The organism is Pseudoalteromonas sp. SR44-2, from assembly GCF_014163745.1.
GTDB lineage: Bacteria > Pseudomonadota > Gammaproteobacteria > Enterobacterales > Alteromonadaceae > Pseudoalteromonas > Pseudoalteromonas distincta.
The window spans coordinates 1-24,514 of sequence record NZ_JACJDW010000019.1 but is presented as its reverse complement, the minus strand read 5'-3'; the positions used below and the strand labels follow the sequence as shown (position 1 = coordinate 24,514).

Here is a 24,514-nt window from a genome sequence, read left to right as displayed (position 1 = left end):
TATTTTTATATATAAAACTTACTTTAGCAAAAGTAGACACAACAACAGTGTCAGGTATCCGACATTTTGTAAATTAAACAAATGCAGAAATTATTTTACCCGGCTCATGCTCACCTTTTATATCCGTCCGCTCGCGCCCTTTTTGATACTCTTGCTCGAGCATTTTTTGAAGCTCCTCAATTTTATCAGCAATTGCGTCAGGGTCTGCGCCCTCACTTTGCTGTTGATTAATGAGCTCTTCTATTGTCGCTTTTAGTTCGTCTATTTTGTTTTTATTTACACCTAAGCGCTGATAAACCAGCGCTTCTTGAGCACTTTCTAAAAACGTTGGTTTTTTAAGGGCTGAGGTAATGCCTTTAACATCATTTGTTTTTTCGTTAGGGAGGGTATTAGTTGCCGCAACTTCGCTTAGTCCTGCCGCTTTATTTACTGCAGGAGAGTTATAGTTACTATATTGATTTTTAAAGGTTATTGTAGTCATTAGCTCAAATCCATTATTGCGTTACATTATCTGTAGCAATTTTGGTTCCAACTAAATAAAAAAGTCTCTATTTAAGCTTGTGTAGCACGCGCCTGTAACTTTTGTTTATCTAAAACAGTTATGCGTTGATACCCCAAACTAATAGCTTGTAAGCTAACAAGCTGTTGCAGTATTTGATTAATAGTTTGGCGCGTTAGGTAGGTCATATCAGCAAGTTGCTGCTGAGATAAAACAAGTGGTGTTAAGTGCTCTGTATGCTCGCTGAGCATTAAAAGTCGATTGCATACTTTTTGCTCAGCGCTTAGTAATGCGTGATCTTCCATTGAGGTAAACATTAGGCGTAACTTTTGTGCCAACAATAAACCAAACTCTTGCCAATATTGTGGCTGTTCGTTTAATAGCTGTTCAAGCTCGCGTTGGGGAACGTAAAAAAGCACAACATCAGTTTGTGCATATACGTCATGAGTACGCAGGCCACCATCAAACAAGGTAACTTCGCCAAACCACAGTGATGAATCAATAAAGCTCAATACGGCTTCTTTGCCTTCGTTACTTACGCCACTAATACGCACCACGCCGCTAAGCACTGCATAAATTCCATCGTGCTTATCACCTCGCAAAAATAATGATTGCTGAGCCTTTAGCGAGAGCGTTTTGCCCTGCATTAGTAAAAAGCTTTTTAAATAAGCGCTACGGTTTTTAAACCAATGCCCTTGCTCTATTACGTTTTGCTGCTGTGGAGTCATTATTTACTGCATTTGCTTATTAAATGGCTGTTTTTCGATAACCAATTTTTTAGGGAAATTTAAATCGGTTGCTATAACAAAATCATCGTAAGGATCATTACCCGAAAACAGCTCAGTTATTAATGCATCGTTTTTATAAACATTAACGGTTACACCACTGCCCATACCGCCTGAGTTAATAATATAGTAATGAAATTCGCCATTACTAAAAAATAAAATACTCTCGCCAATACGCCCTACTTGCCTGTAGTAACTACCAAATGGTGCATCTGGTGTAGCTTCTTTTTCAAGCCCTATGTCATTAACTCTACCAAATCGATAACTAAGCGATGAGTCATCTTTTGCAACGCAAATAGAAAGCACTTTATCGGTAGGCTCTAACTTATAGGCTGTATTTTCATCTGGGTTACGAACAACTTTATGCATTTTTGCGTTAATGTAAGCTGCTTCATTACTTTTACAATGTGTTGCTAGCATACCGACCACTAAAGCGGGTTCGTTTGTTTGAGCTGCTGGAGGCGTGTTTACTTTGAGATTAGAGGGTGAGTTACTTACATTATCATTTAGCTGAGGACTGCCTTGAATTGCCATACTTTGATCTTCACAACCAAACAGAGCAAACAAGAAGAAAGAATAAAAGCTCGCTAAAAATTTAATGCGCATAATAAAATCCATCTATGAGAGAGCCTTTAAAATAGCGATAAAACTAGCGACTCGCAACACCTTATGCGCAATACTTTATAAGTTTATTTTTAAACCATCTTCTGCAAAAACTACGTTACTTTTTAGTGATTTAATTAACGATTTTTTAAACAACTGTTGATTTTTAATGACCGATTCATAAACTGAGATAGAACCGCCGCTTGATGCGTTTTCATCAATTGCGTTGTACATAATCACTACATCGGCATTTTCGCTAAGTTAGCAAATGTACCTATTTTTTGTTGAGTGACCAACGGCCGATTTATTAATTTTAGCTAGTATTAAAAGCTGATTTAAACACCTTATAAAAATGTGTAAATAACTAAATTAATCAATAATTGGTTTTCTTATAATAAAATGTTGTTACAGCACTATTGCAAACGGATTTTTATAACCGATTGTAATTTATGATTTAAATAAAATTAAATCCAAAAAACATACATTTTAAAAACAATTTAGTCTCATTTTATTAAAACAACAGTTGACCCTATTCAAAATATAAACTAGCATTTCTGGAAGCGCTTCCACAAAATTTAGTTGAACAGATTTTTCTGGAAGCGCTTCCACACATTTGACAATGTTTATAACTACACAATAACAGCCCCATACAAGCTGTTAATAATAATGATAAAAGCGCGAGGGAAACCGAATGTCCAACCATATTGTAAGAAAAACAAAGATAGCGACCAGCCTATCTCTGATTTTAGGTGCATCAATCTCTTTGCCTGTATATGCACAAGAAGCAAATACAGATGTTGAAGTAATCCAAGTTACTGGTTTTAAAAGCAGTATTAAAGAGTCGACTCGTTTAAAACGCGACGCCGCCGGTGTTGTAGATGCAATATCAGCTGAAGATATTGGTAAATTCCCAGATACCAACTTAGCCGAGTCGCTACAGCGTATTACGGGTGTGTCGATTGATCGCTCAAATGGTGAAGGCTCTAAAGTAACGGTTCGTGGTTTTGGCCCCGACTACAATATGGTAACCCTAAACGGGCGTACAATGCCGGCGGCATCTTTGCCTGCAGGCGGTGGTACACCCAGCTCTCGTGCATTTGACTTTGCAAACTTAGCGTCTGATAGCGTTAAATCGGTTGAAGTATATAAAACGGGTAAAGCTAGCATTGCATCAGGTGGTATTGGCGCAACAATTAATATTAATACGGCTCGCCCGCTCGACAATCCAGGCTTTGTTTCAAGCATTGGCGTAAAAGCATTGCACGACTCAACAAACCGCGTTGGTGATGACATAACACCTGAGCTTTCGGGCTTAATTAGCTGGACCGACAGTGAAGCTAAATTTGGTGCCTCGTTAACGGCAAGCATGCAACAGCGCGATAGCTCATCAACAGGTGCGTTTGTAAATCAATGGAATACATCAGCTTTTGACGGCACAATCCCACAAGCTGCAGACGATATTGTTTTAACTAATGCACCCGCCGTTGGCCAGCTTTATTCAATGCCATCAGATTTGCGCTACACCATTGCCGACAGAGAACGTACTCGTACAAACGCGCAATTAACGCTGCAATACAGCCCAATTGACGATTTAACAGCCACGCTTGATTACACATATTCTAAGCAAGATTTATTCGAAGCCCGTGCTGAGCAATCAATTTGGATGGATAACTACAAAAGCGCGCTAACGTTTGACGATAACACGGTAAAAACCCCAATTTATTACCGAGAAGAACGTCGCGATCAGCAAACACGCGATTTAGGTTTAGCGTTTCAAGAGTTAAACCAAGTTAACCAAAACGACTCTATTGGTTTAAACGTTGAGTACTATTTCAACTCAGAATTGAGCTTTATGTTTGATGCGCACAATTCAAAAGCCACTAGCAAACCAGATGCACCTTACGGCAGCTGGGTAAACGCAGGCTTGGGCGCAAACGTAGTTAACGCACAAGAAGTTGATTTTAGCCGCGAACTTCCATCAATGAGTATCGATTTTGATGATTGCCGCCGAGATAACCTAAATTGTAATAACACGTTAGATGCCTCTGATGTGGGTACGTCTATTTTAGATTCTAACTTTGCTCGCCAAGAATCTGAAATCACAGAATTTAGAATCCATGGTAAATACGAAATTGAAAACGGCGCAATTGACTTTGGTATAGAGTCTCGCTCTATGGAAAGCCATTCACTGCAATCACTTACACGTAATACTATGGGTAACTGGGGTATCGAAAACCCAGGCGAACTACCTGATGGCTACCTAAACCCAACAAACTTTTTAGCTGAGTTTGACGACTACGATACATCGGGCTCGTACAACCAAGGTTATACCGGCAGCGCATCGCAAATTGGTTACTGGGCAGGTGAAGAATACGGCTTTAACTTTGCAGCCGATGGCGCATTTGCAACTAACCGCACCATTGAAGAAGATATAACCGCAGCGTTTGTGCAATTTACTTACAACGGCTACATTGGCGATATGCCATACAACATTGTAATTGGCGCGCGCCAAGAGTCTACCGACATTACCTCAACGGCTAATATCGATTTACCTAACGCAGTAGCGTGGGAAGGTAATAACGACTTTAACGTTCGTTTTGGCTCGGCTAAAGAAGATTTCACGCTTAAATCTAGCTACGATCATTTTTTACCAAGCTTTGACTTTGACATAGAAGTAATTGAAAACGTAAAAGCGCGTTTTTCTTATAGCACAACAATTGCTCGCCCAACTTACGATAACTTAAGTTCAGCAGCGACTGTTGGTGTACCAGGTGCCCCTACTCTTTTAGCCGGTTCTTCACCGGCTACAGCGTCAACGGGTAATCCTGGTTTAGTGCCGCTTGAATCAGATAATATTGATGTATCGGCTGAGTGGTACTTTGCAGAAACAAGTTATGTGTCGGTAGGTTATTACACTAAAGACATCGAAAACTTTATTGGTTTAACACCCATGACGCAAAACTACTACGGATTACGCGATGCAACAGCGGGTCCTCGTGCTCAAGCTGCCATTGCTGAGCTAGAATCTCGCGGACTTGCCCTAACCGATTCAAACTTATTTCAAATGGTTGCCGCAACAGAAAATGGCGTTGATTTTGACTCTATGACCTACGAAGAGTTTGAAGCCGCTTACGATGTAATTGCTAACAGCGACGATCCATTACTAGAATTTACAGCGCAAGTACCTACCAACAATAAAAATGCCACTATTGATGGTTTTGAAATTGCCTTTCAGCACTTTTTTGGTGAAAGCGGTTTTGGTGTGCAAGCAAACTACACCACAGTTAATGGCGACATAGACTTTGATGTAAACGCTGACCCTACTACTACACAATTTGCACTAGTGGGTTTAAGCGATACAGCCAACTTTATTGCAATGTACGAAAACGATGATTTTCAAGCACGTATTGCTTACAACTGGCGTGATAAGTTTTTAAATAGCGCAGCTCGATACGTAAACGAGCCTGGCTTTACTGAAGAATATTATCAAATCGACTTTAATGTTGCGTACAACTACAGCGAACAACTATCGTTTTTTGTTGAAGGCCTTAACATTACTGAACAAAACAGCCGCGAACATGGCCGTACGTCAGCACAATTGTGGAACCTACAACAGCTAGGTGCACGTTACAATATTGGTATGCGTTACAACTTCTAAAGGTAATACAAAGTAAAGCCGTTAGTTTTTACTAGCGGCTTTTTTGTATTTAAAACAGTATTAATGCTAGTTTAATTGTTATCAACTTTAGGGTGTTAACTCATGACCAAACCAATAACAAAAATAGTCGTTTTAGGTGGTGGTACTGCCGGCTGGCTAAGCGCAGGCTTATTAGCCGCCGAACACCCGCACCTTAATGTAACGTTAGTGGAGTCGGCAAACGTGCCTATATTGGGTGTGGGCGAAGGCACATGGCCGTCAATGCGTAACACGCTGCAGCGCATTGGCATTAAAGAAATTGATTTTATAACCCAGTGCGACGCGTCATTTAAACAAGGTTCTAAATTTATAAATTGGCGCAACCTCAGCGAAGGAGAAAACTACTACCACCCTTTTATGAATCCACAAGGCTACGAGCACACTAATTTACACGCCAGCTGGCAACGTATTGCACCTGATCAAAAATTTGCCGACGTTGTTAATATGCAAAGCTTTGTATGCCAAGCAGCACTTGCACCAAAGCAATTACAAACACCCGAATATGCAGCGGTCACCAACTATGGCTATCATTTAGATGCAGGTAAATTTGCTGAATTTTTAAAAAATCACTGTGTTAAAAATCTAAATGTTACGCATATTACTGACGATGTAACCGAGGTTATTAACGACGAACATGGCTATATTGCTTCATTAAAAACAAATAATAATGGCGATATAACAGGTGATTTATTTATAGATTGCTCAGGCTCTCGTGCTCGTTTAATTGGTGATCATTTTAATAGTGAGTTTATAGCGCAAGATCATATTTTATTTAATAACAGCGCTGTTGCGGCGCAAATACCTAATGCACACATCAATCAACCAATTGCCTCTGCTACGCTATCTACAGCGCAAAGTAACGGCTGGATTTGGGATATAGCCCTGCCAACACGCCGTGGCACAGGTTATGTATTTAGTAGTAAATATCAAAGCGGTGAAAGCGCAACAAATACACTAAAAAGCTACATAGCTAAAAGTACCAGTGAGCAACAAGCTGAGCAACTTACCTATCGTGTATTAAAATTCAGCCCTGGTTACAGGCAAAAATTTTGGATTAAAAACTGTGTTGCCGTGGGTATGTCAGCTGGCTTTTTAGAACCACTTGAAGCGTCAGCTCTTGCTATGGTTGAGCTTTCAATTAGCATGATAAGCGAGCAACTACCGCAAAACCGTACTCACATGAGCCAGCTTGAAACGCGTTTTAATGAGCGTTTTAGCACTCGTTGGCAGCGCGTTATTGAATTTTTAAAACTTCATTATGTGCTAAGCGAGCGCGACGACACGCCTTATTGGCAAGATATTAGTAATTTAAATACCGCGCCCGAGCGCCTGCAAAACTTACTTAAACTTTGGCAATTTCAGCCCCCTAGCCGCTTTGATTTTATTGAAAACGAAGAAGTGTTTTCATCAAGCAGTTACCAATACGTTTTATATGGCATGGGCTTTAATACACAAACAATCTCTGCACAAAATACATTTAACGACCCACGCGCTGGGGATTACTATTATCAGCAAAATCGCGAAAAAATAGCGCAGTGCTTAAATGGACTGCCAAGTAATCGCGCGCTTTTAAATCATCTTTTATCAAATAATGGGCAGCCACATAATGACTAAAACAAACGCTGTTAAAAACGTAGTAATTGCTGGAGGCGGCACTGCAGGTTGGATGGCCGCAGCGGCACTTGCTAAACTAGTTGGTAACAATATAAACATAACCCTTGTTGAATCTGACGATATTGGCACTGTAGGTGTTGGCGAAGCAACAATTCCGCCTATTCGTACATTTCATAAATTGCTGGGTATAAACGAGCAAGCATTTATGAAAGCCACTCAAGCCAGCTTTAAATTAGGTATTAGCTTTGAAAACTGGGGCGATGAAAACACGCATTATATTCACTCATTTGGCGCAACGGGCAAAGAATGTTGGGCGGGTGAATTTCATCACTTTTGGCTGCAAGGTAAAGCACTTGGAATAAACAACCCATTTGGCGATTACTGCTACGAGCTGCAAGCGGCTAAAGCCGATAAGTTTGCGTTTAATCAGCAAAACCCTATTAACTATGCCTACCATATGGATGCCACGCGTTACGCGCAGTTTTTACGTGAATTTTCAGAGCCACTGGGTGTAAAACGCATTGAAGGTAAAATACAAAAAGTAGTAAAAAACCCTAAAACGGGCCATATAGAATCATTGATTTTAAATAATGGCGAGCACATTAACGGCGACTTTTTTATTGATTGCACTGGCTTTAGAGGCTTATTAATAGAGCAAGCATTGCATACTGGATACGAAGACTGGTCGCATTTACTACCGTGTAATAGCGCCATTGCGGTGCAAACAAAATCAACCAGCGAGACCGTATTACCACTTACCCGATCTATTGCCCGCAAAAGCGGCTGGCAATGGCGTATACCGCTGCAAAACCGTGTAGGCAACGGATTAGTTTATTGCAGCCAATATATGGATGACGAGCAAGCCAAAGCGCTCTTATTAAGTAACATTGAGGGCGAGGCGCTTACAGAGCCACGTATTATTAAATTTAAAACAGGGCGCCGCTTAAAAGGCTGGAATAAAAACTGCCTAGCGCTTGGCCTTGCTAGCGGTTTTGTAGAGCCACTTGAGTCCACCAGCATTCACTTAATTATGTCGGGTATTATTCGCTTTATGCGTTTATTTCCGTTTAATGGCATTACCAATCACGCCATTGACGAATACAACAAACAACTTAAAAGCGAAATCGAAAATATTCGCGACTTTATTGTGCTGCACTACAAAGTAACTAATCGCGATGACAGTGAGTTTTGGCAACACTGTAGCGCCATGGAAGTGCCAAAAACACTTCAGCATAAAATTGATTTGTTTAAACAAACCGGCCGTGTATTTTTAGATGATGGCGACATTTTTAGAGTCGACTCGTGGGTGCAAGTTATGCTTGGTCAAGGTATTGAGCCTAATCAACATCACTTAATAGCCAGCATGATGAGTGATGAAGAACTCACCCGTTTTTTACACGGTATTAAACAACAAATAGAGCAACGCGTCAGCCAATTACCACCCCACCATGAGTTTTTAGAGCAGTATTGCCCAGCATAAAAAAAAGCCCTTATTAGGGCGTGTTGTTCTTTGGTGGTTGAATTTGCAGCAGTATGTTTGGTTTTTAGGCAAGGCAGAGCCTATGTAGTGTGGTTATTCCCCATAAATAGGCGATAACGTAGCATAAATGCCAAACATGCGCTGCCCGTAGGGTTCTGCCTAGGGGCAATTTACTCTTTGTTGCTCGATTTTTACTTAGCCCACTAGGTTACAAACCTCGCGCCGCGATTAAATTACCCCTAGATTGAACAAATTTCAATCCACAAAGATCAACACGCCCTCAGGGCTTTGGGTACACACAACAACTTTTACGTTTTATTATTCACACTTAACCACGGCGCTTTCAGCCCCTTGTGGTTCAAAGCTAATATCTGCAACTGAAACGTTAAGCTCGCCTGCCGTTTTAATAATAAAAGGGCTGGTTACTCTGGCAAAATCAACGCCCTTTTTAGCAAAACACGTTAAATCTATACTCATAGTCTGCCATGTATTTAAATCAGCATTTTCAAGATCACGGGTAATATCAAGCTCGCCGCCACAGCCTTGTTCGCACTTCATTGCAAGGTATGTCTGTGAGCTAGGTATTTGGTTTACTTTATAGCTAAAGCTAAGGGCTGAATTTGCTTCAATGTAGGCGACTTTGTCTTCGGTAAAGTTACTATTAATTTCGATATAGCTGGCTGCTGTGCCATCAAAATTAAATTGCATCGCATCTTCTTGAATCGCTTTGTCTTCAGTGCGATAAGTAATACCGCCAAGCTTTACACTATTACTTGCTACTTGGTGCTGCTCGCTGTTTGAATTTAAAAACAAACGCCACGGTGTTTTAAAGCTGCCATTAAATATAGATAGCGGCGCAAGGTTACTAATATCAACACCTGAGTCTTCATTTAGATTATTGGCAAGCGTACTTTCATCTTTATACGTTAAGCCAAAGCCATAGGGTAATAATGGTGAGTAATTAGCATCGCCCTTATTTACTGCGGTTTGTAGTGGCGATTTAGGCCACGAGAACGACAATTTACCTTTAAAGTCATACTGTACCTTCCCATTTTCATCCGCTAATAAAACATCAGCAATGCCTTGCCCTTCAGTGCCAGGAAGCCATGCTGCTACAAATGCATCTGACGCGTTAAGCTCGCTGTTAACCCACATTGGTCTGCCCGATATAAACACAGAAACAACCGGTATATTTTGCTGCTTTAATGTTTTTAATATTTTAAGAGAGCGCTTATTGTTACGTTCAAACTCAAGGTTGTCTTTATCGCCATGTCCCTCTGCGTATGGTTCTTCACCAAATACAACAATGGCTACATCGGGTTTGGTATTAAATTCACCCGTTGGGCTTAAAATAGCGTTACCGCCAGCAGCCTCTATTTGCGTTTTTAGCCCCGCATAAATAGAGGTTGCCCCAGGGAAATCTGCATTTTGATTATTAGTTCCCTGCCACGTAATACTCCAACCACCCGATTGCTTGCCTATGTTATCGGCCGCATCGCCTGCTATGAGTATGTTGCTTGATGGGTTAAGCGGTAATAAATGGTTGTTGTTTTTAAGCAGTACTAACGACTCTTGTACCGCTTGGCGGGCAATATCGCGATGTGCTGGCGCACCTATTAGTTTTAATTTACCTGAATATTTTCGATTTGTGGGACTTGGTTTATCAAATAAACCTGCACGTAATTTAACGCGTAAAATACGTGCTACGGCGTCATCTATTCGCGCCATTGTTATTGTGCCCGCTTTTACTTGTTTAATTGTATTTTCATAAAGTGGCTTCCAAGCACCCGTTGGCGCCATAAAAATATCAAGCCCCGCATTAACAGCCTGTGGGCAACTTTCATTTGTACAGCCTGCAACTTGTCCGTGTCCGTTCCAATCTCCTACAACAAAGCCATCAAAACCCATTTTTGTTTTTAATACATCGGTAAGTAAGTATTTGTTACCGTGATTTTTTTTACCATTCCAGCTATTAAACGATGCCATAACCGACTGACTACCTGCGGTTAAGCCACCTATATAACCTTGCGCATGAATGTTATATAACACCTCTTCGCTATCAATGTTATCGCCTTGATCGTCACCATCTACTGTGCCGCCATCGCCTAAAAAGTGCTTAACGGTACTAATTACGCGTTTGTCACTTAAAAAGTCTTCATCGGCTCTGCCTTGCAATCCGTTTACAATTGCGGCTGAATACTCACGTACAATTGCAGGGTCTTCTGAGTAGCCTTCGTACGTTCTGCCCCATCGGTCGTCGCGCACCACCGCAACAGTCGGTGCAAACACCCAATCTATGCCTGTTGCCATTACCTCTATTGCAGTAGCTGCTGCAATGCGCTCAATTAATGCGGGGTTATTAGCAGCACCTAAACCAATATTGTGCGGAAATAACGTCGCCCCAATCACATTATTATGGCCATGTACTGCATCAGTGCCCCACATGGTTGGAATTTTACTTCCATCAATTGAGTCATCAACCGAGGCTTGGTACATGCTCTCAGCAAGTGTTATCCAATCTGCAGGCGTTGCATGCTTATTAGCATTCGGGAACGAGCCACCGCCATTTAAATACGAACCAAAACCGTATTTGCGCATATCTTCAACACTAATATCGCGAATTTCAGGTTGGATCATTTGCGCTACTTTTTGCTCAAGCGTCATTGTTTTTAAATACTGTGCAATTGTATTTTCAATTTCGGGCGTTTTAACTACCTTACTTTTAAGGGTTGGCCAAAGTGATAAATTACCTTGCTCATGTTCAGCCTTTTTGGCTACGGCGCCTTGGCTATTATTTGCGTTAATCTCTTGTTTATTACACCCACTTAAAACGCACAATCCTCCTATTAAAATAGGAAGCATGTGTAACCTGTTAGTGTTTAAGCTTTTTTTCATTTTTATAGCCCTGTGTTGTGTCAGTGTGATTTTGTGAGCGCCCATTTGTTATTTAAATTTAACTATTGACCTGTTTAACAATAGCCACTAACCTAAATATGGAAGCGCTTCCTTAAAGTTATTAAATACCATACTTAGTGATTAATCAAATTAAATATGGAAGCGCTTCCAATAATGAATTTAATATACGCTCTATACAAAGCAAACTTTACCAAAAAAGAAGCAGAGGTTTTCTCTTAATGACACAATTATCTTTACCTAGTGGCTCACCACTTTTAGCCAAAAATTTTACTTATGGTGTAGCTACGGCCTCATTTCAAATTGAAGGCGGCGCAGCTGATCGCTTGCCATGTATTTGGGATACCTTTTGCAGTAAAGAAGGCAAAATAGTCGACAATTCAAATGGCGATGTAGCTTGCGAGCACTACACTCGCTGGAAAGACGATATAAACTTAATTGAATCATTAGGTGTAGACGCTTACAGACTTTCTATTTCGTGGCCGCGTGTAATGACTAAAAGCGGTCACTTAAACCCGACAGGCGTTAAGTTTTATACCGACATTTTAGATGAATTAAAACGCCGTAACATTAAAGCTTTTGTAACGCTGTATCACTGGGATTTACCACAACATATTGAAGATGAAGGCGGTTGGCTAAACCGTAACACCGCTTACGAATTTGCACATTACACAGATTTAATTACCAAAGCTTTTGGGGAACGTGTGCACTCTTACGCCACCTTAAACGAGCCGTTTTGCAGCTCTTACTTAGGTTACGAAATAGGCGTACATGCGCCTGGCATATTAGGTCGCGAATTTGGTCGTAAAGCCGCGCACCACTTATTACTGGGTCACGGTTTGGCTATGCAAGTACTTGCTAAAAATAGCCCAAATACACTAAACGGTATTGTACTTAACTTTACGCCTTGTTACTCAGTTACCCAAAGTGAAGACGATTTAAAAGCCACTGCATTTGCTGATGACTATATAAACCAATGGTACATGCAGCCTGTAATGCAAGGTAAATACCCTGATATTATTAAGCAATTACCTAAAGCCCACCACCCTGATATTTTAGATGGCGACATGGAAATAATTGCTCAACCGCTAGATTACCTAGGGGTTAACTTTTATACCCGCATGCATTATCAAGCAAGCGATTCCGACTTTTACTATGAGCTGCCACATAAAGCGCCAATGACCGATATTGGCTGGGAAATTTACCCTAAAGCGCTTACAGAATTACTTGTATCGTTAAACGAAAAATACACCCTACCACCTATTTATATTACCGAAAACGGTGCAGCCATGGCTGACGAATTTAAAGACGGTGAAGTAAAAGATAACGACCGTATTGAATATTACCACGAGCATTTAAATGCCCTGCATAACGCAACCGAGCAAGGCGTAAAAGTAGATGGTTACTTTGCGTGGAGCCTAATGGATAACTTTGAATGGGCTGAAGGATATTTAAAACGTTTTGGAATAGTACACGTAGACTACAATACACAAAAACGAACTGTTAAAGCCAGCGGTAAAGCGTACAGTAACCTAATAACTAGCCGATAATTTATCGACTTATAACAATAAGAACACACACTGTGAACAAACTCCCTTTATACGAAAAAGTCGGTTACGCCATGGGCGATGCCGGCGCTAACTTAGTATGGCGCGGCGCGCTTGCTTATTTAGCGGTGTTTTACACCGATACATTTGGCATATCTGCAGCCGCTGCTGCCATGTTGTTTTTGGTGGTAAGGCTGTCTGATGGCGTAACCGATATTATTATGGGTATGATTGCCGATAGAACGCAGTCGCGCTTTGGTAAATTTCGCCCATGGATACTCTACTCGGCACCATTTTTGGGCTTGTTTATGGTGTTGTGTTTTACTACACCCGACTTTAGCACCACCAACAAACTTATTTATGCCTACGTAACTTATATAGGTTTAACGCTTGCTTACACCGTAAGTAATGTGCCCTACTCGGCACTTATGGGCGTAATGACACCAGACGATACAGAGCGCACAAAGCTCTCTGGTTTTAGGTTTGCAGGTGCGTTTACTGGTGGCTTATTGGTTATGGGTTTTTTACCTGAGCTAGTGGCATTTTTTGGTGGCGGCGACAACACCAAAGGCTATCAGCTTACTATGTACTTATTTGCCAGCTTACTTATTATTTTAATGATTATAACGTTTGCGACCACCAAAGAGCGTGTAACACCGCATGCCTCAAATGAAGGGAATTTAAAATCAGAGTTATTTGATTTAACCAAAAGCCTGCCATTTATAATCCTACCTTTGCTTGCTACCACCCTGTTTTTTTATTACCGCGATTTATACAGCGGCGTATTTTTTGCCCTTGTTATGGCTGCAATGACATTCGTTATTAAAAAATTACTCAATAAAGATAAGCAAAGCTTAACGGGATCACAGCGCGACATGGTTGATCTTCTGACCAACAAACCTTGGTTGGTGTTACTCGGCATTGGTTTTTTAACCATGATGTTTAATGGCATAAAATACGGTGTAATTGCGTACTACTTTAAGTATCACGTAGCCAATGAACTCATGGCTGGGCAATACTTTATCGCTTTGTTGGTTGTATCTATATTTGGCGCACTTGCCACAGGTAAACTGGCCGAAATTATGGGTAAACGAAACCTATTTATTGCATCATTAATGCTAAGTGGCATACTCACTACTGCATTTTACTGGGTGCCTAGCGATAACCTGGTTGCTGTATTTACCTTTGGTTGCGCTGCTGAATTTTTTGCCGCGATGATGCCAACATTATTTTTTAGTATGCTTGGTGATTCAGCCGATTATTCAGAGTGGAAAAACAAACGCCGCGCTACAGGCCTTATTTATTCTGCGGGTACATTTGTGCAAAAAACAGGTGGTGGTTTTGCCGGTGCATTAGTATTGGTGGTACTTGCAGGCTACGGCTATAACGGTATGGATGAGCTAACAATTACACAAGCCTTACCTGGTATGCAGTTACTTATGAGCTGGATACCTGCCGCATTTGCTTTTTTAGGCGCCGCATTGATGCTTATTTATCCACTAACCTCAGCGATGACGCAAAAAATAACAGAAGACTTAGCAATTAGACGCAGTAATGTGTAAATTAACTTTTAATGACCCTTCGCGCTTTATATTTTTATAAAGCGCGAGTAAAAACACATATAAGCTAGGACATCAATGGCGACAATTTATCAAGTATCAGAAATGGCAGGTGTGTCTTTATCAACTGTTTCAAGGGTACTTAACGACAACGACTACGTAAGCAAAAAAACTAAAAAAAAGGTATTAGAAGCAATGAAAGAGCTAGGCTATCAGCCAAGTTCTATTGCACGCTCTTTGGCATCTAGCACTACAAACAGCGTCGGTATTTTAGTTTCTGAGTTGGATGGTCCGTTTTTTGGTCAAATGATGTCAGCCATTGAAGAGCACCTTCGTATAGCGGGTAAACACGTTATTATTACGCCTGGGCACAGTGACGAGAAAAAAGAAAAAAGCGGCTTTGAGTTTTTAATAGGCCGTAATTGCGACGCTATTATTGCCCACGTAGAAGCTGTATCAAACGAGTACCTAATTGAGTTAAGTAAAGGTAAAACCCCGATTTACTTAATGAGCCGCTACGTTAAAGAAATTGAAGAAAACTGCATTAGCCTCGACAACGTAATGGGCGGCTACTTAGCCACTAAAGCCATGATCAACAAAGGCCATAAAAACATTGCGTACATAGCAGGCCCGCAGTTTAAAGAAGACGCGTCAAACCGTTTAAAAGGTCACAAACAAGCCCTAGCAGAGTACAACCTAACCTTTGACGAAAAGCTATTTTACATAGGCGACTTTAAAGAAACCGGCGGAAGCGACGGCTTAAGGCATTTTATTCAAAATAAAGCGCAAATAACCGCGCTTGTATGCGCCAATGACGAAATGGCATCGGGTGCTATGAAATACGCCCGCGAACACGGTTTTAACCTGCCAAAAGATTTAGCCATTATTGGGTTCGATAACGTAATTTTTACCAATTATCTCTACCCAACACTGACTACAATAGATAACCCAGTTCCCGAAATGGGCCGAGCTGCGGCTAACTTAGTGCTTAAAGACATTTACAAAAAAAGCGGCATAACAGTAAAGCACGTGTTTCAGCCAAAGCTTATTTTAAGAGACTCAACACCGGATATTAATTAACTTTAAACCGAATTTAAATCTAGTTTAAATCTAAGTTATGTAACTCGTTACGCACCCACTGCGTATCTAAATATTGATCTACGCGCTGCTGCGTAAACTTTACAAGTGACGTGCAGCATGCGATATGTGCCTGTCTGCTTGCATTTCAAAAAACCCTATTCAGACATAAATGCTCACAAATATAAAACAATATCCACACGAAAAAACTACAATAAAAAGCATAATAGATCCGATAATTTACCAAATAGATCGTTTTAAAGTTTATTTATATTGTTTAATAAAATATCACTTTACTTATTTTTAATTTGGCTCTAAATTCGCGCAAATTTTATTATTAAAGTAACCTCTCAAACTTTAAAACAGTGGTTATTTACCTTCAAGAGTCGATAAACACAAATGGCCGAATCAGCCGCCACAAGCACCTCTAATAACCCTTTAGCACCCGTTATCGGGCTGTCATTTTTTGCTATTGCATCAGGCTTTTTAATGAGCCTTATTCCGCTGTCGTTACCCGCATTTAAACTCGATGAAAACCTAGCGCCTTGGCTTGCGAGCATTTTTTACTTTGGCTTACTTATTGGCGCAACCACAATAGAGCGCATTGTGGTAAAAATTGGTCATCGCTTCGCCTTTATATTATTTTTAAGCTTATTAATAGCAAGCGTGCTTGCACAACTTGCACTGCCAAATACCGTTAACTGGTTAATTGCACGATTTGTAGCAGGTGTTGCTGTTGCCGGTGTGTTTGTCGTTGTTGAGTCTTGGTTGTTAATGACCAACACAGCAAAGTCGCGGGCTAAACGTTTGGGTTTATACATGACCTCACTTTATGGGGGCAGCGCCGTAGGTCAACTTGCTATAGGGCCGCTTGGCACCGAAGGTTCAACGCCTTATTTATTTGTAGCCTCGTTATTATTTTTAGCAATTTTGGCACCTTTATTAATAACTAAAGGTCAGCCCGAAAAACAGCACCTTGAAAAACTACCACTAAAAGAAATAAAAACACTAAGCCACCCAGCTATGCTCGGATGCTTAGCATCGGGCTTATTACTGGGCCCTATTTACGGCTTAATGCCGGTGTATATTGCAGCACAAGCTGATCAAACTCAGTACACAGGGACACTTATGGCGGTTATTATTTTAGGCGGCATGGTCGTGCAGCCGCTTGTGAGTTACTTATCTACTCGGCTTGAAAAAAGCTTATTGATGGGTATGTTTTGTTTAGTAGGCGCAGCCGGTGCTGTGGGTATACTACAAGCAAACACTTTAGCAGGATTAATAGTAAGCTACTTAATACTAGGCGCATGCAGCTTTGCACTTTACCCGATTGCTATAACACTTGCGTGCGACTCATTACCAATGGCAAAAATAGTCTCAGCAACTGAGGTAATGCTTTTGAGTTACAGTATTGGTTCGGTATTTGGCCCTATGCTTGCTGCAAATTTATCTGATGCACCCAATGGTATTGTGTTTTATTTAGCAGGCTGTTTAATCACTACCTGTATTTATATGTTTATTAAAAGCATTAAAAATATTCGCGCGGGTAAAACACCTGTTGCAGGCTAATTTTTAGCTTAAATACACGCTTGCTTATTAACTAATTCTAGCTGTTAAACATCTTGATTTAACAGCTAAAACTATTATTTAGCAGTGAGTTTTTTATGTGGGCTCAAAAAAAACATCTTCTTCCACCCTTGGTTTTGCGTTGTAAAAAGCCACGGCATAGGCACTAACGATAAAATAGAATAATGCACATGAGGCTGTTTTCCTGCGGCATTTCCGGTATCGCCCAGTAAGCCAATTTGACTGTTTATGCTTACTACATCACCTGTACTTACCGAGTAGTCATTTAAATGTGCAAAATAATGCACGCGCCATTTAGGCCCAAGCACCGCAACCACTTTACCACCTCGGCTTAACTCACCTGCAAATATAACAATACCGCTTGTTGAGGCAACTACGGGGGTATTTTTTGTGCCAAAAATATCAATTCCTTTGTGCACACCCGACCTACCCCAAGGCTCGTACCAAAACGTGTTATGGTTCCAATCTTTACTTGTGGCACCTTGTACCGGAATCATTATTTTTTCGGGAATTAGTAAGCCTACTATTAATAAAATAGCTATTCCAATTGCAATCCACTTAAGTACTTTCAATGCTCTATCCTTGATATTTAAATAACTTATACTGGTAAATTATTAGCCATAATAACTGAACTCATCATGAGTCGTATTTATGGTGTTTTATTTGAATGAAACACCCGACTAACATGTACTAAGCTGATCAATTTCAAAACAGGTTTTATGAGCAATTGAGCACTGCCCGCTATAAACAGCCATGTGCCACTCTCTATTAATGAGTCATTTAAAAAGAAAAAACTGCCAATTAAAAACCACACAGCAATCAAAAAATCGTTAAACGCTCCCAGCGCTTCATATCGTCGCTGAATGGTAATATGCTCTTGCCCTAAATCTAAAATAAACTGATTACTGGAATCCATAAGTACTGCTCACTCTTTTATTTCATAATTTAAAAAGCTTGTTTTTACAAGCTAAACCGCACCATACAATAACAAAATTTACGCAATAAAAAACGCTGGCCGATGTAAGTCAGCCAACGTTTTTATTGTTCGTACAATACTTAACTAATCGTTTATTTTTTCTCTTTTTCTAAACGCTTTTTAAGACTCAATGCTGCATCGGCGGCTAATAAGCGCATAAACTCAGAGCCATTACTTTGCTCGCCTTGGCCTGCGCCTATTACAATCTCAGGCACTAAACGGCTATTACCTAAGCTTGTAAATAAAGCAGTTTGAATTTTAACTTCTGCTTTTAGGGTTTCATCAAATACATACTTTGGATCAAGTGCAGCAGACTTAGCTCTTAAACGAGCCTCAGCTAAAACATCCATACCTAATGCTTCTAAACGTTGTTGCTTTAAAATCTCTTCTTGCTCTTTTGCAAGCTCCGCTTTTACAGCCACTCGTTGCTGTGCAGAAATAATGGCATTGGCCTTAATTCGTTCAGCATCAATTTGCTCTTTAATTTTTAGCTTTTCAGATTCAGCACGTTGCTTAGCAATTGCTTGTTCACCTAAAGCCACTTCGGTACGTGCTTGTTGCTCAGCTTTTTTAAGGTTTTGACGCGCTAGTGCTTCATCAGCAGCTGCTTGCTTTTGGGCTTCAAGGCGAGCATTTACTTTGCTCTCATAATCAATATCAATAATGCTGGCATCAACGACTGTAATACCATATGCGCCTAAAATAGGAGCGTTGCGTAGCGAATTACCTTCATCGTCCATTTTAATATTAATAGTGACACGTTGCTGTTTACTTAAATTACCTAAATCGTCAGATTTATCGCGCTCACCCGTACTAATAATTTGTTCAGTAACAAAAATACCGTTGGTTAATTGATCAGCAAAATCTTGGCTTAATTGACCATTACCACCAGAGTAATGTTGCTCTACCGACATCATTCGCGCCGACGCTTTTACATTTTCGGTGGTTGCACGCATTAATAAATTAGATATTAATGTTTCTTGTGAACCAAACTCTTCGTGTATTTTAAGTAAACCACGTAGAGCACCCGACTCTGCTGCTGGTACATTGCCTGGTAATCTAAAACGAGAGACACCTCGTGCGCCACCTGTTGTGGTATCTAAAAATCGAATTGGTATTAGCGGTACAATTGCGCTTGCTGTTGCACCGGCATCGCCCGTAAAGTTAATCGAAATTACTTTTTTATAAGCGGATGTACTACCAAATGCTTTTAAGTAAGGGCCGGCTTGATTTATTACGGTTAAGTTACCTGTAAAAGCTGATTGATGTACTAAACGCTCATCTGCTTCATTCCACGAAACAACTTGCGATGTAAGGGTTGCTATTACTGCCAATACAACAACAATTGATGACACTATAATTACATTACGACGACCAAATCGACTCATAAATGAGTCACTTTTTACTGCTGGGACTGCTTTTTCGCTATCCATTTATATTACTCTCCATGTTTAATTTCTTTTTAACAAAGTAAATAATTTCCTGTTCACTCAAATGTGCGCAAAAGCTACCAGAGCGATGTAACTCAACAAATGTTGCAAGGATTTCTTCTTTACCTTTAGCTGTTTTATCTTGGTTTTCTTGTGTTTGATTTTTTTCTGTTAGTTGAGTGATTAGTTCATCAACTATCGTGTCTTTATCAAACAGTACGTTGTATTCCTTGGATTTTCTTACCCGACTTTTATGTACGTTGCTGTAAATTACATAAAGTGCAACGCATAAAATAATAACAAGTAAACTTAGCCCAATAATATAAATAATCATAAGATCTACTTAAATTGGTTAGAATATTTATCAGTAATAACACTTGTAAAAATTGATACAAATTTGTTAAGCCGATGATTTTACATTAAACCCAAGCAAAAAACAGATTAAATAATCACGAATAAATTTAAAGCTGAAATTATACTGAGCATCGAAAAGTAGGTTTATATTAATAAAAAAGCCACCTGATTAGGGCAGCCGTTTTATAACTACTTATTTTTAAGCTTATTTTTGAGCTTAGTTTTAAATATTAATTACTATCGTTTTCTTCGCGTTTATAAATATACATTTGTTGAGTTTTGAAGCCAAAACCAATTGGTTCAGCGCCATTTACTAGCTTAACTTTTCCATCTTCAATATTTAAATTTGGTCCAAGTATTTCAATCGCTTTTATTGGCTTATCAGAACCCTCAATGCCAGGGCCTATTAAATAAAACTGACTAACTTGCGTTACATCCGTTTCGTCATCCCAATCGCACTTACCATCTGCATCATTATCTGCACACGACGGGCCTTCCCCAAAAAATAGCTGCGGTGTATCTGGTACATCATTACTTGTTGCAAATTTCACATCGTCATAAACCTTTGTTCCATAATGCAAATGAAAAGCATAAAGCGAACCACCGCCCCCCGTTAACGAACATTGGTTTTGTGTTGATGATGAAGATGCAGGCGTAAAGGAAGTAAAGTAAGCAACCCCACCAACGACGGTTGCTGCAGCAAGGGATTTTTCGCCTGTCCCTAATTCATATCGCCACCCTTTAAATTCCGCTAAATCAACTTCAAGATCAACAAATTTATTTACGTCATCAAGTGCATTACCGAATGGGTCTTCATTCATTTTCATTAAATCATCTGGCACTATTGGGGCTGGAAATTCAGTAAATATTTTTGTTACGGTATTTTCATCACGGATCATATACAACTGATCTTGCTCATTAGTAGCTAGTGGGTTTGAACGATTTCCGCTACCTATTACTATTGCGTCGTACGGGGTATCTAAACGCGTCGTGATCATTTCACCACCATAATTGGTTTTAGTGACTTTACTAAAAAGCGTTCTCGCAACTAACGGTTTATAAAAAAAACGTCTGTCTTGCGATGCTAATGTACTGCCAAGCTCCGCAAGTTTAAAATGAGTAATATCATCTTCATCGTCACTAGGAATATCTACTCGCCAAATATTACCGCCAGTATCGGTTGCATAAATTCGGTCAATATACCCGTCGTAATCTGAGTCAAGCGTAGTTACATCCGCTGCAATACTGTGCTCACCGGTAAAACCATGTTCATCTGGAGTCAGCGCCCATACCTTTTCGCCAGTTTTAGCATTAACAATGTAAATACCCAGCCCGGTTTCATCTGTTGTTCTAATCGCATTATCTTTGTTTGTATCGTAGCCTGCGCCAAATATTAGCAATGGATCCTCACCAAAAGCTTTAATGTATGCAATTTGAGGTTTAGACCATGTTTGCGCTAAATATTTAAATTCTTCTGAGCCACCAACAATAGGCTTATTCCATAGCTTTTTAGGTTCGTTGGGGTCACTTATATCAAGCGCGTAGTAATTTTTACCGCCTCTGCGCATGCCTGCAAATGCCCACACTTCATCATTATCACTTGCTCTAATAACACCATCATTTAACCCTTCGCTATTTGAGCCTTTATTATTAAAGAACACACTTATAGGCCCATCCATGCCATACACTTTTGTATTTGCAAGATTACTACGCAAAGCAGGAATATTTTTTAATAAGGCAGCAGGTGTAAAAGCCCACTTTTCTTCAACAGTATCGCCTTTGTCTTCGAACATATGTAAAAAGCCGGCATTAGTACCAACGAGTATATGAATACTTCCATCGCCGTAATCTATAGATACCGGCTTTGAATGCAAAGGGTCGCCAAAAATATTGATTCGTTGATCTACTGATGAGTTATCACCGTCTTCATTATCAACATCAATTCCTCGTGCCCAGCTAATATCACTTTCCTGTAAAGTTAACCCAATATTAGGAATCAAATCAGGAGCAAGATCGGTAACTGTACTTGTCGCTAAATTTAAAATGGTTTGTACTTTATCAAAAGTAAAATCAATAATACTGCCCGTTTTATCTATATAAATTTTACGGCTATCGGGGTCTAAAGTTGATAAAAGTAAATTTACGCCACCCTGAGCTACTAAATTCCCATCTGCAGGCTTATTAGTTGGCAACCAAAATGTTCGCGCTTTCTCATCAATTAACCCATTTTCATCAAGGGCTATTTTATCAGTTGAATCGACTATATTTGCACCAGACACTTTAAGCTTTTTTAAATTCCCGCTCCAACGTGCGCCAGTTTCTGGGTAAAACATCGCAAAGTAAATTGACTCTCGGCTACGTGTTTGGTCAACATTATTACTAGCTACCGTAGGGGATGAAAAACTATCGTTAACTTCGCGTATTTTCGATATTGTATTATTAAGCGCTTCAGAAAGTTCAGTGGATGTATCTGCATGTAAGTACTCGCCGCCGCCCAATAAAGCGGTTTTTTCTAATAACTTTTTACCATTTGTACTCATGCCACTACCAAAACCGATAGTAAAAACGCGTCCGGTATCGGCAACCTCTGGCGTAGTGTCGTACAAATCCACCTCTACATCTCTTGTACCATGTATTATCTGAGCTAAAGCGGCTAAATAACTACTACTTGTTTTAGTAGGGTTTGAGCCAAAAGTAGATTTGTATAATGATTTGATATCATTGTTTCGGTTAGTATCATTTTGAGGATCACCGTCAGTCATCAAAATTAAATTGATTGAGTTATCACAACGTACGTCGGCACCAACTGCTTGGGTAAATGGTGATATGTATCGAGAGTTATTGTCGTAGTATAGAGAACCAGTTTCAGCAGAAAAATCGCGCTCATTTGAGTTTTGCCCGTAGTACACTTTCTGACCTGTTAAATACAAGTAGGCTTCCCATAGGGTTTCTGTAACTGGGGTACTACCAGCTGCTGGTAAATTGTAAATTTGGCTTAGAATTGTAGAATGGGGAGATCCAAGGCCAGCCATAATATAGCCGCCATTATCATTTTTAAAACGCATCAAACCAAAATCGATAGAGCTATTATCGGTAACTAACTGACTCATTGCGCTTATACCAGCATCGATTTTTCTAGGTCCACCATTAGGCAACTTAGTCTTCATACTTCCTGAAGTATCAAAAATAATAAGTACACGAGGGTTTTCGTCGGTTTCAACATTATGGTTTACGTATAGTTCTATATCTTCGGCAAATACAGAAACGCTAATACCTACCCCGAATAACAAGGCAGCTATTTTTTTTAGTTTAAATTGCATTTTTAAATCCCTTTATTTGCGCTTTTTATTTTTATTGCGCAAGTTAATAACTACTCTATTCCCTGTTTAATTTTTAGTAATATTGAGGTGGGACTAAAAATTAAAACAAAAGTCATATCTAGCTATTCATCACAAAACAGTGATTAGCACCCACGTGGCGTCAATGCTATAAAATATATATTACTTCGATTTTCAAATAAAAACAGACTAAAGTCAAAGACATTAGGTTTTATTATCAATTAAAAACAACAACTTAAATAAAACAATCCCGTTTTACTGCACAGTTAAATCATGCTAAAAAACTATATTTTTACCTATATTTCTATATTTATAGATCTATGTTTTAGGTAACAAGTACTTACCAATATAAATTAATAACGTAAGGCTCTAAAAATCACCTTTAAAAACACTATTATTCAGTAAAACTGTTTTATTAAAAGAAGTGTGTTTATAGGTAACTACGGTTATTCAAACATACAAAAAAGCCCATATTAGGTGCTACCTAATATGGGCTTTTACACTCTCGCTAAATTATAGGCGCTTTATACAAGCATTCTTATAAAGATAACTCTTTTTTAGCGCGAGTTAAGTTATGTGTTACAAGTGAGTTTTTAGAAATTTGAACTGCTTCATATAAATCAGAAATACCAGCAGTGTCTTTTTGAGCCTTAATACGTGCTACACCACGGTTACTTAATGCAAACGATGTAAGTTCACGTACTTTTAAACGCGGACCATGGCTTTGCTTAAGCAATGCAATTGCTTGTGTACAAATAGCTTCTGCTTCTTCGTAGTTTCTTGATTCAACATTTAAAGCACAGCTATTAAATGATTTTTCAAATGCAGGCGCTGCAGTTACAGAGTCTTCAATAACCATTAGTTTATAATCACCTTGTTTAGCCATTGCAGCAGCTGAGCAAGTTAATAATGAGCCAAGAGCGATGGTTTTTAAAAGCGTAAATTTCATGATTATATTCCTAATTAATTAAGTCGTACTTGTTGCCGACAACTAAACTTTAGAGTGTTAGCTCAATTACCACAAACGATAAAAACAAACCTAATAAGTGAATAAA

The 24,514-nt window shown here is 39.6% G+C and carries 18 protein-coding genes and 1 pseudogene; 7 read left to right on the top strand and 12 right to left on the bottom strand.

The window, feature by feature from the left end:
* Positions 1–73: 73 nt before the first annotated feature.
* The 4 genes from H5115_RS12630 to H5115_RS12615 all read right to left on the bottom strand — a co-directional run bounded on the left by H5115_RS12630 (position 74) and on the right by H5115_RS12615 (position 2,121).
* A complete protein-coding gene (locus tag H5115_RS12630; protein ID WP_182755582.1) occupies positions 74–481 on the bottom strand; it encodes a hypothetical protein in 408 nt (135 codons plus the stop codon).
* A gap of 71 nt (positions 482–552) precedes the next feature.
* Positions 553–1,227, bottom strand: coding sequence for a Crp/Fnr family transcriptional regulator (locus tag H5115_RS12625; RefSeq protein WP_182755580.1), 675 nt, complete (start codon positions 1,225–1,227; stop codon positions 553–555).
* A 3-nt stretch (positions 1,228–1,230) separates the two neighbouring features.
* Complete coding sequence (locus H5115_RS12620) at positions 1,231–1,890, bottom strand: hypothetical protein (protein ID WP_259396395.1); 660 nt, start codon at positions 1,888–1,890, stop codon at positions 1,231–1,233.
* A gap of 75 nt (positions 1,891–1,965) precedes the next feature.
* On the bottom strand, positions 1,966–2,121 hold the full coding sequence (locus H5115_RS12615; RefSeq protein WP_259396394.1) for a hypothetical protein: 156 nt from the start codon (positions 2,119–2,121) through the stop codon (positions 1,966–1,968).
* A 457-nt stretch (positions 2,122–2,578) separates the two neighbouring features.
* Here H5115_RS12615 and H5115_RS12610 point away from each other — a divergent pair, with 457 nt between their 5' ends.
* The 3 genes from H5115_RS12610 to H5115_RS12600 all read left to right on the top strand — a co-directional run bounded on the left by H5115_RS12610 (position 2,579) and on the right by H5115_RS12600 (position 8,678).
* Positions 2,579–5,545, top strand: coding sequence for a TonB-dependent receptor (locus H5115_RS12610; RefSeq protein WP_182197215.1), 2,967 nt, complete (start codon positions 2,579–2,581; stop codon positions 5,543–5,545).
* 102 nt (positions 5,546–5,647) lie between these two features.
* Positions 5,648–7,198, top strand: coding sequence for a tryptophan halogenase family protein (locus H5115_RS12605; protein ID WP_182755577.1), 1,551 nt, complete (start codon positions 5,648–5,650; stop codon positions 7,196–7,198).
* Positions 7,191–8,678: a tryptophan halogenase family protein gene (locus H5115_RS12600; RefSeq protein ID WP_182755575.1), complete on the top strand. Its 1,488-nt coding sequence runs from the start codon at positions 7,191–7,193 to the stop codon at positions 8,676–8,678. The genes H5115_RS12605 and H5115_RS12600 overlap by 8 nt, the downstream gene beginning before the upstream one ends.
* Before the next feature lie 318 nt (positions 8,679–8,996).
* On the opposite strand, the gene H5115_RS12595 is transcribed toward H5115_RS12600, so the two are convergent.
* Entirely contained in the window at positions 8,997–11,573 is a 2,577-nt protein-coding gene (locus H5115_RS12595) for an exo 1,3/1,4-beta-D-glucan glucohydrolase (protein ID WP_182755573.1), read from the bottom strand.
* 239 nt (positions 11,574–11,812) lie between these two features.
* On the opposite strand from H5115_RS12595, the gene H5115_RS12590 reads away from it, so the two are divergent.
* From H5115_RS12590 to H5115_RS12580, 3 genes are all read left to right on the top strand, one after another.
* Positions 11,813–13,141: a GH1 family beta-glucosidase gene (locus H5115_RS12590; protein WP_182755571.1), complete on the top strand. Its 1,329-nt coding sequence runs from the start codon at positions 11,813–11,815 to the stop codon at positions 13,139–13,141.
* Between the two features lie 32 nt (positions 13,142–13,173).
* Entirely contained in the window at positions 13,174–14,700 is a 1,527-nt protein-coding gene (locus tag H5115_RS12585; RefSeq protein ID WP_182673479.1) for an MFS transporter, read from the top strand.
* Positions 14,701–14,775: 75 nt separating this feature from the next.
* Positions 14,776–15,777 (top strand): LacI family DNA-binding transcriptional regulator, encoded by a 1,002-nt coding sequence (locus H5115_RS12580; RefSeq protein ID WP_010553502.1) that lies wholly within the window; start codon positions 14,776–14,778, stop codon positions 15,775–15,777.
* Positions 15,778–15,796: 19 nt separating this feature from the next.
* Here H5115_RS12580 and H5115_RS20235 read toward each other — a convergent pair.
* Positions 15,797–15,930: pseudogene (locus H5115_RS20235) on the bottom strand (LysR family transcriptional regulator); the annotation flags it as partial.
* 243 nt (positions 15,931–16,173) lie between these two features.
* Here H5115_RS20235 and H5115_RS12575 point away from each other — a divergent pair.
* On the top strand, positions 16,174–17,343 hold the full coding sequence (locus H5115_RS12575; protein WP_182755569.1) for an MFS transporter: 1,170 nt from the start codon (positions 16,174–16,176) through the stop codon (positions 17,341–17,343).
* Between the two features lie 74 nt (positions 17,344–17,417).
* Here the strand turns inward: H5115_RS12575 and H5115_RS12570 are convergent, their stop codons facing one another.
* The 6 genes from H5115_RS12570 to H5115_RS12545 form a co-directional block, all read right to left on the bottom strand.
* Positions 17,418–17,933 (bottom strand): M23 family metallopeptidase, encoded by a 516-nt coding sequence (locus H5115_RS12570; protein ID WP_182681109.1) that lies wholly within the window; start codon positions 17,931–17,933, stop codon positions 17,418–17,420.
* A gap of 77 nt (positions 17,934–18,010) precedes the next feature.
* Complete coding sequence (locus H5115_RS12565; protein ID WP_007375491.1) at positions 18,011–18,277, bottom strand: YrhK family protein; 267 nt, start codon at positions 18,275–18,277, stop codon at positions 18,011–18,013.
* A gap of 152 nt (positions 18,278–18,429) precedes the next feature.
* Complete coding sequence (locus H5115_RS12560) at positions 18,430–19,770, bottom strand: SPFH domain-containing protein (protein ID WP_182755567.1); 1,341 nt, start codon at positions 19,768–19,770, stop codon at positions 18,430–18,432.
* Entirely contained in the window at positions 19,763–20,101 is a 339-nt protein-coding gene (locus H5115_RS12555) for a methanolan biosynthesis protein EpsI (protein WP_182673484.1), read from the bottom strand. Before H5115_RS12555 ends, H5115_RS12560 begins: the two co-directional genes overlap by 8 nt.
* Positions 20,102–20,351: 250 nt before the next feature.
* Entirely contained in the window at positions 20,352–23,441 is a 3,090-nt protein-coding gene (locus H5115_RS12550; RefSeq protein ID WP_182755565.1) for a PilC/PilY family type IV pilus protein, read from the bottom strand.
* A 556-nt stretch (positions 23,442–23,997) separates the two neighbouring features.
* Positions 23,998–24,408 (bottom strand): hypothetical protein, encoded by a 411-nt coding sequence (locus H5115_RS12545; protein WP_024600637.1) that lies wholly within the window; start codon positions 24,406–24,408, stop codon positions 23,998–24,000.
* Positions 24,409–24,514 lie beyond the last annotated feature (106 nt).

Bases quoted from the DNA above. Each gene is read 5' to 3' on its own strand.
- H5115_RS12630 (WP_182755582.1), bottom strand. From the start codon at position 481: ATGACTACAATAACCTTTAAAAATCAATATAGTAACTATAACTCTCCT.
- H5115_RS12610 (WP_182197215.1), top strand. From the start codon at position 2,579: ATGTCCAACCATATTGTAAGAAAAACAAAGATAGCGACCAGCCTATCT.
- H5115_RS12615 (WP_259396394.1), bottom strand. From the start codon at position 2,121: ATGTACAACGCAATTGATGAAAACGCATCAAGCGGCGGTTCTATCTCA.
- H5115_RS12560 (WP_182755567.1), bottom strand. From the start codon at position 19,770: ATGGATAGCGAAAAAGCAGTCCCAGCAGTAAAAAGTGACTCATTTATG.
- H5115_RS12565 (WP_007375491.1), bottom strand. From the start codon at position 18,277: ATGGATTCCAGTAATCAGTTTATTTTAGATTTAGGGCAAGAGCATATT.
- H5115_RS12590 (WP_182755571.1), top strand. From the start codon at position 11,813: ATGACACAATTATCTTTACCTAGTGGCTCACCACTTTTAGCCAAAAAT.
- H5115_RS12625 (WP_182755580.1), bottom strand. From the start codon at position 1,227: ATGACTCCACAGCAGCAAAACGTAATAGAGCAAGGGCATTGGTTTAAA.
- H5115_RS12545 (WP_024600637.1), bottom strand. From the start codon at position 24,408: ATGAAATTTACGCTTTTAAAAACCATCGCTCTTGGCTCATTATTAACT.
- H5115_RS12620 (WP_259396395.1), bottom strand. From the start codon at position 1,890: ATGCGCATTAAATTTTTAGCGAGCTTTTATTCTTTCTTCTTGTTTGCT.
- H5115_RS12605 (WP_182755577.1), top strand. From the start codon at position 5,648: ATGACCAAACCAATAACAAAAATAGTCGTTTTAGGTGGTGGTACTGCC.
- H5115_RS12600 (WP_182755575.1), top strand. From the start codon at position 7,191: ATGACTAAAACAAACGCTGTTAAAAACGTAGTAATTGCTGGAGGCGGC.
- H5115_RS12580 (WP_010553502.1), top strand. From the start codon at position 14,776: ATGGCGACAATTTATCAAGTATCAGAAATGGCAGGTGTGTCTTTATCA.
- H5115_RS12550 (WP_182755565.1), bottom strand. From the start codon at position 23,441: ATGCAATTTAAACTAAAAAAAATAGCTGCCTTGTTATTCGGGGTAGGT.
- H5115_RS12575 (WP_182755569.1), top strand. From the start codon at position 16,174: ATGGCCGAATCAGCCGCCACAAGCACCTCTAATAACCCTTTAGCACCC.
- H5115_RS12555 (WP_182673484.1), bottom strand. From the start codon at position 20,101: ATGATTATTTATATTATTGGGCTAAGTTTACTTGTTATTATTTTATGC.
- H5115_RS12595 (WP_182755573.1), bottom strand. From the start codon at position 11,573: ATGAAAAAAAGCTTAAACACTAACAGGTTACACATGCTTCCTATTTTA.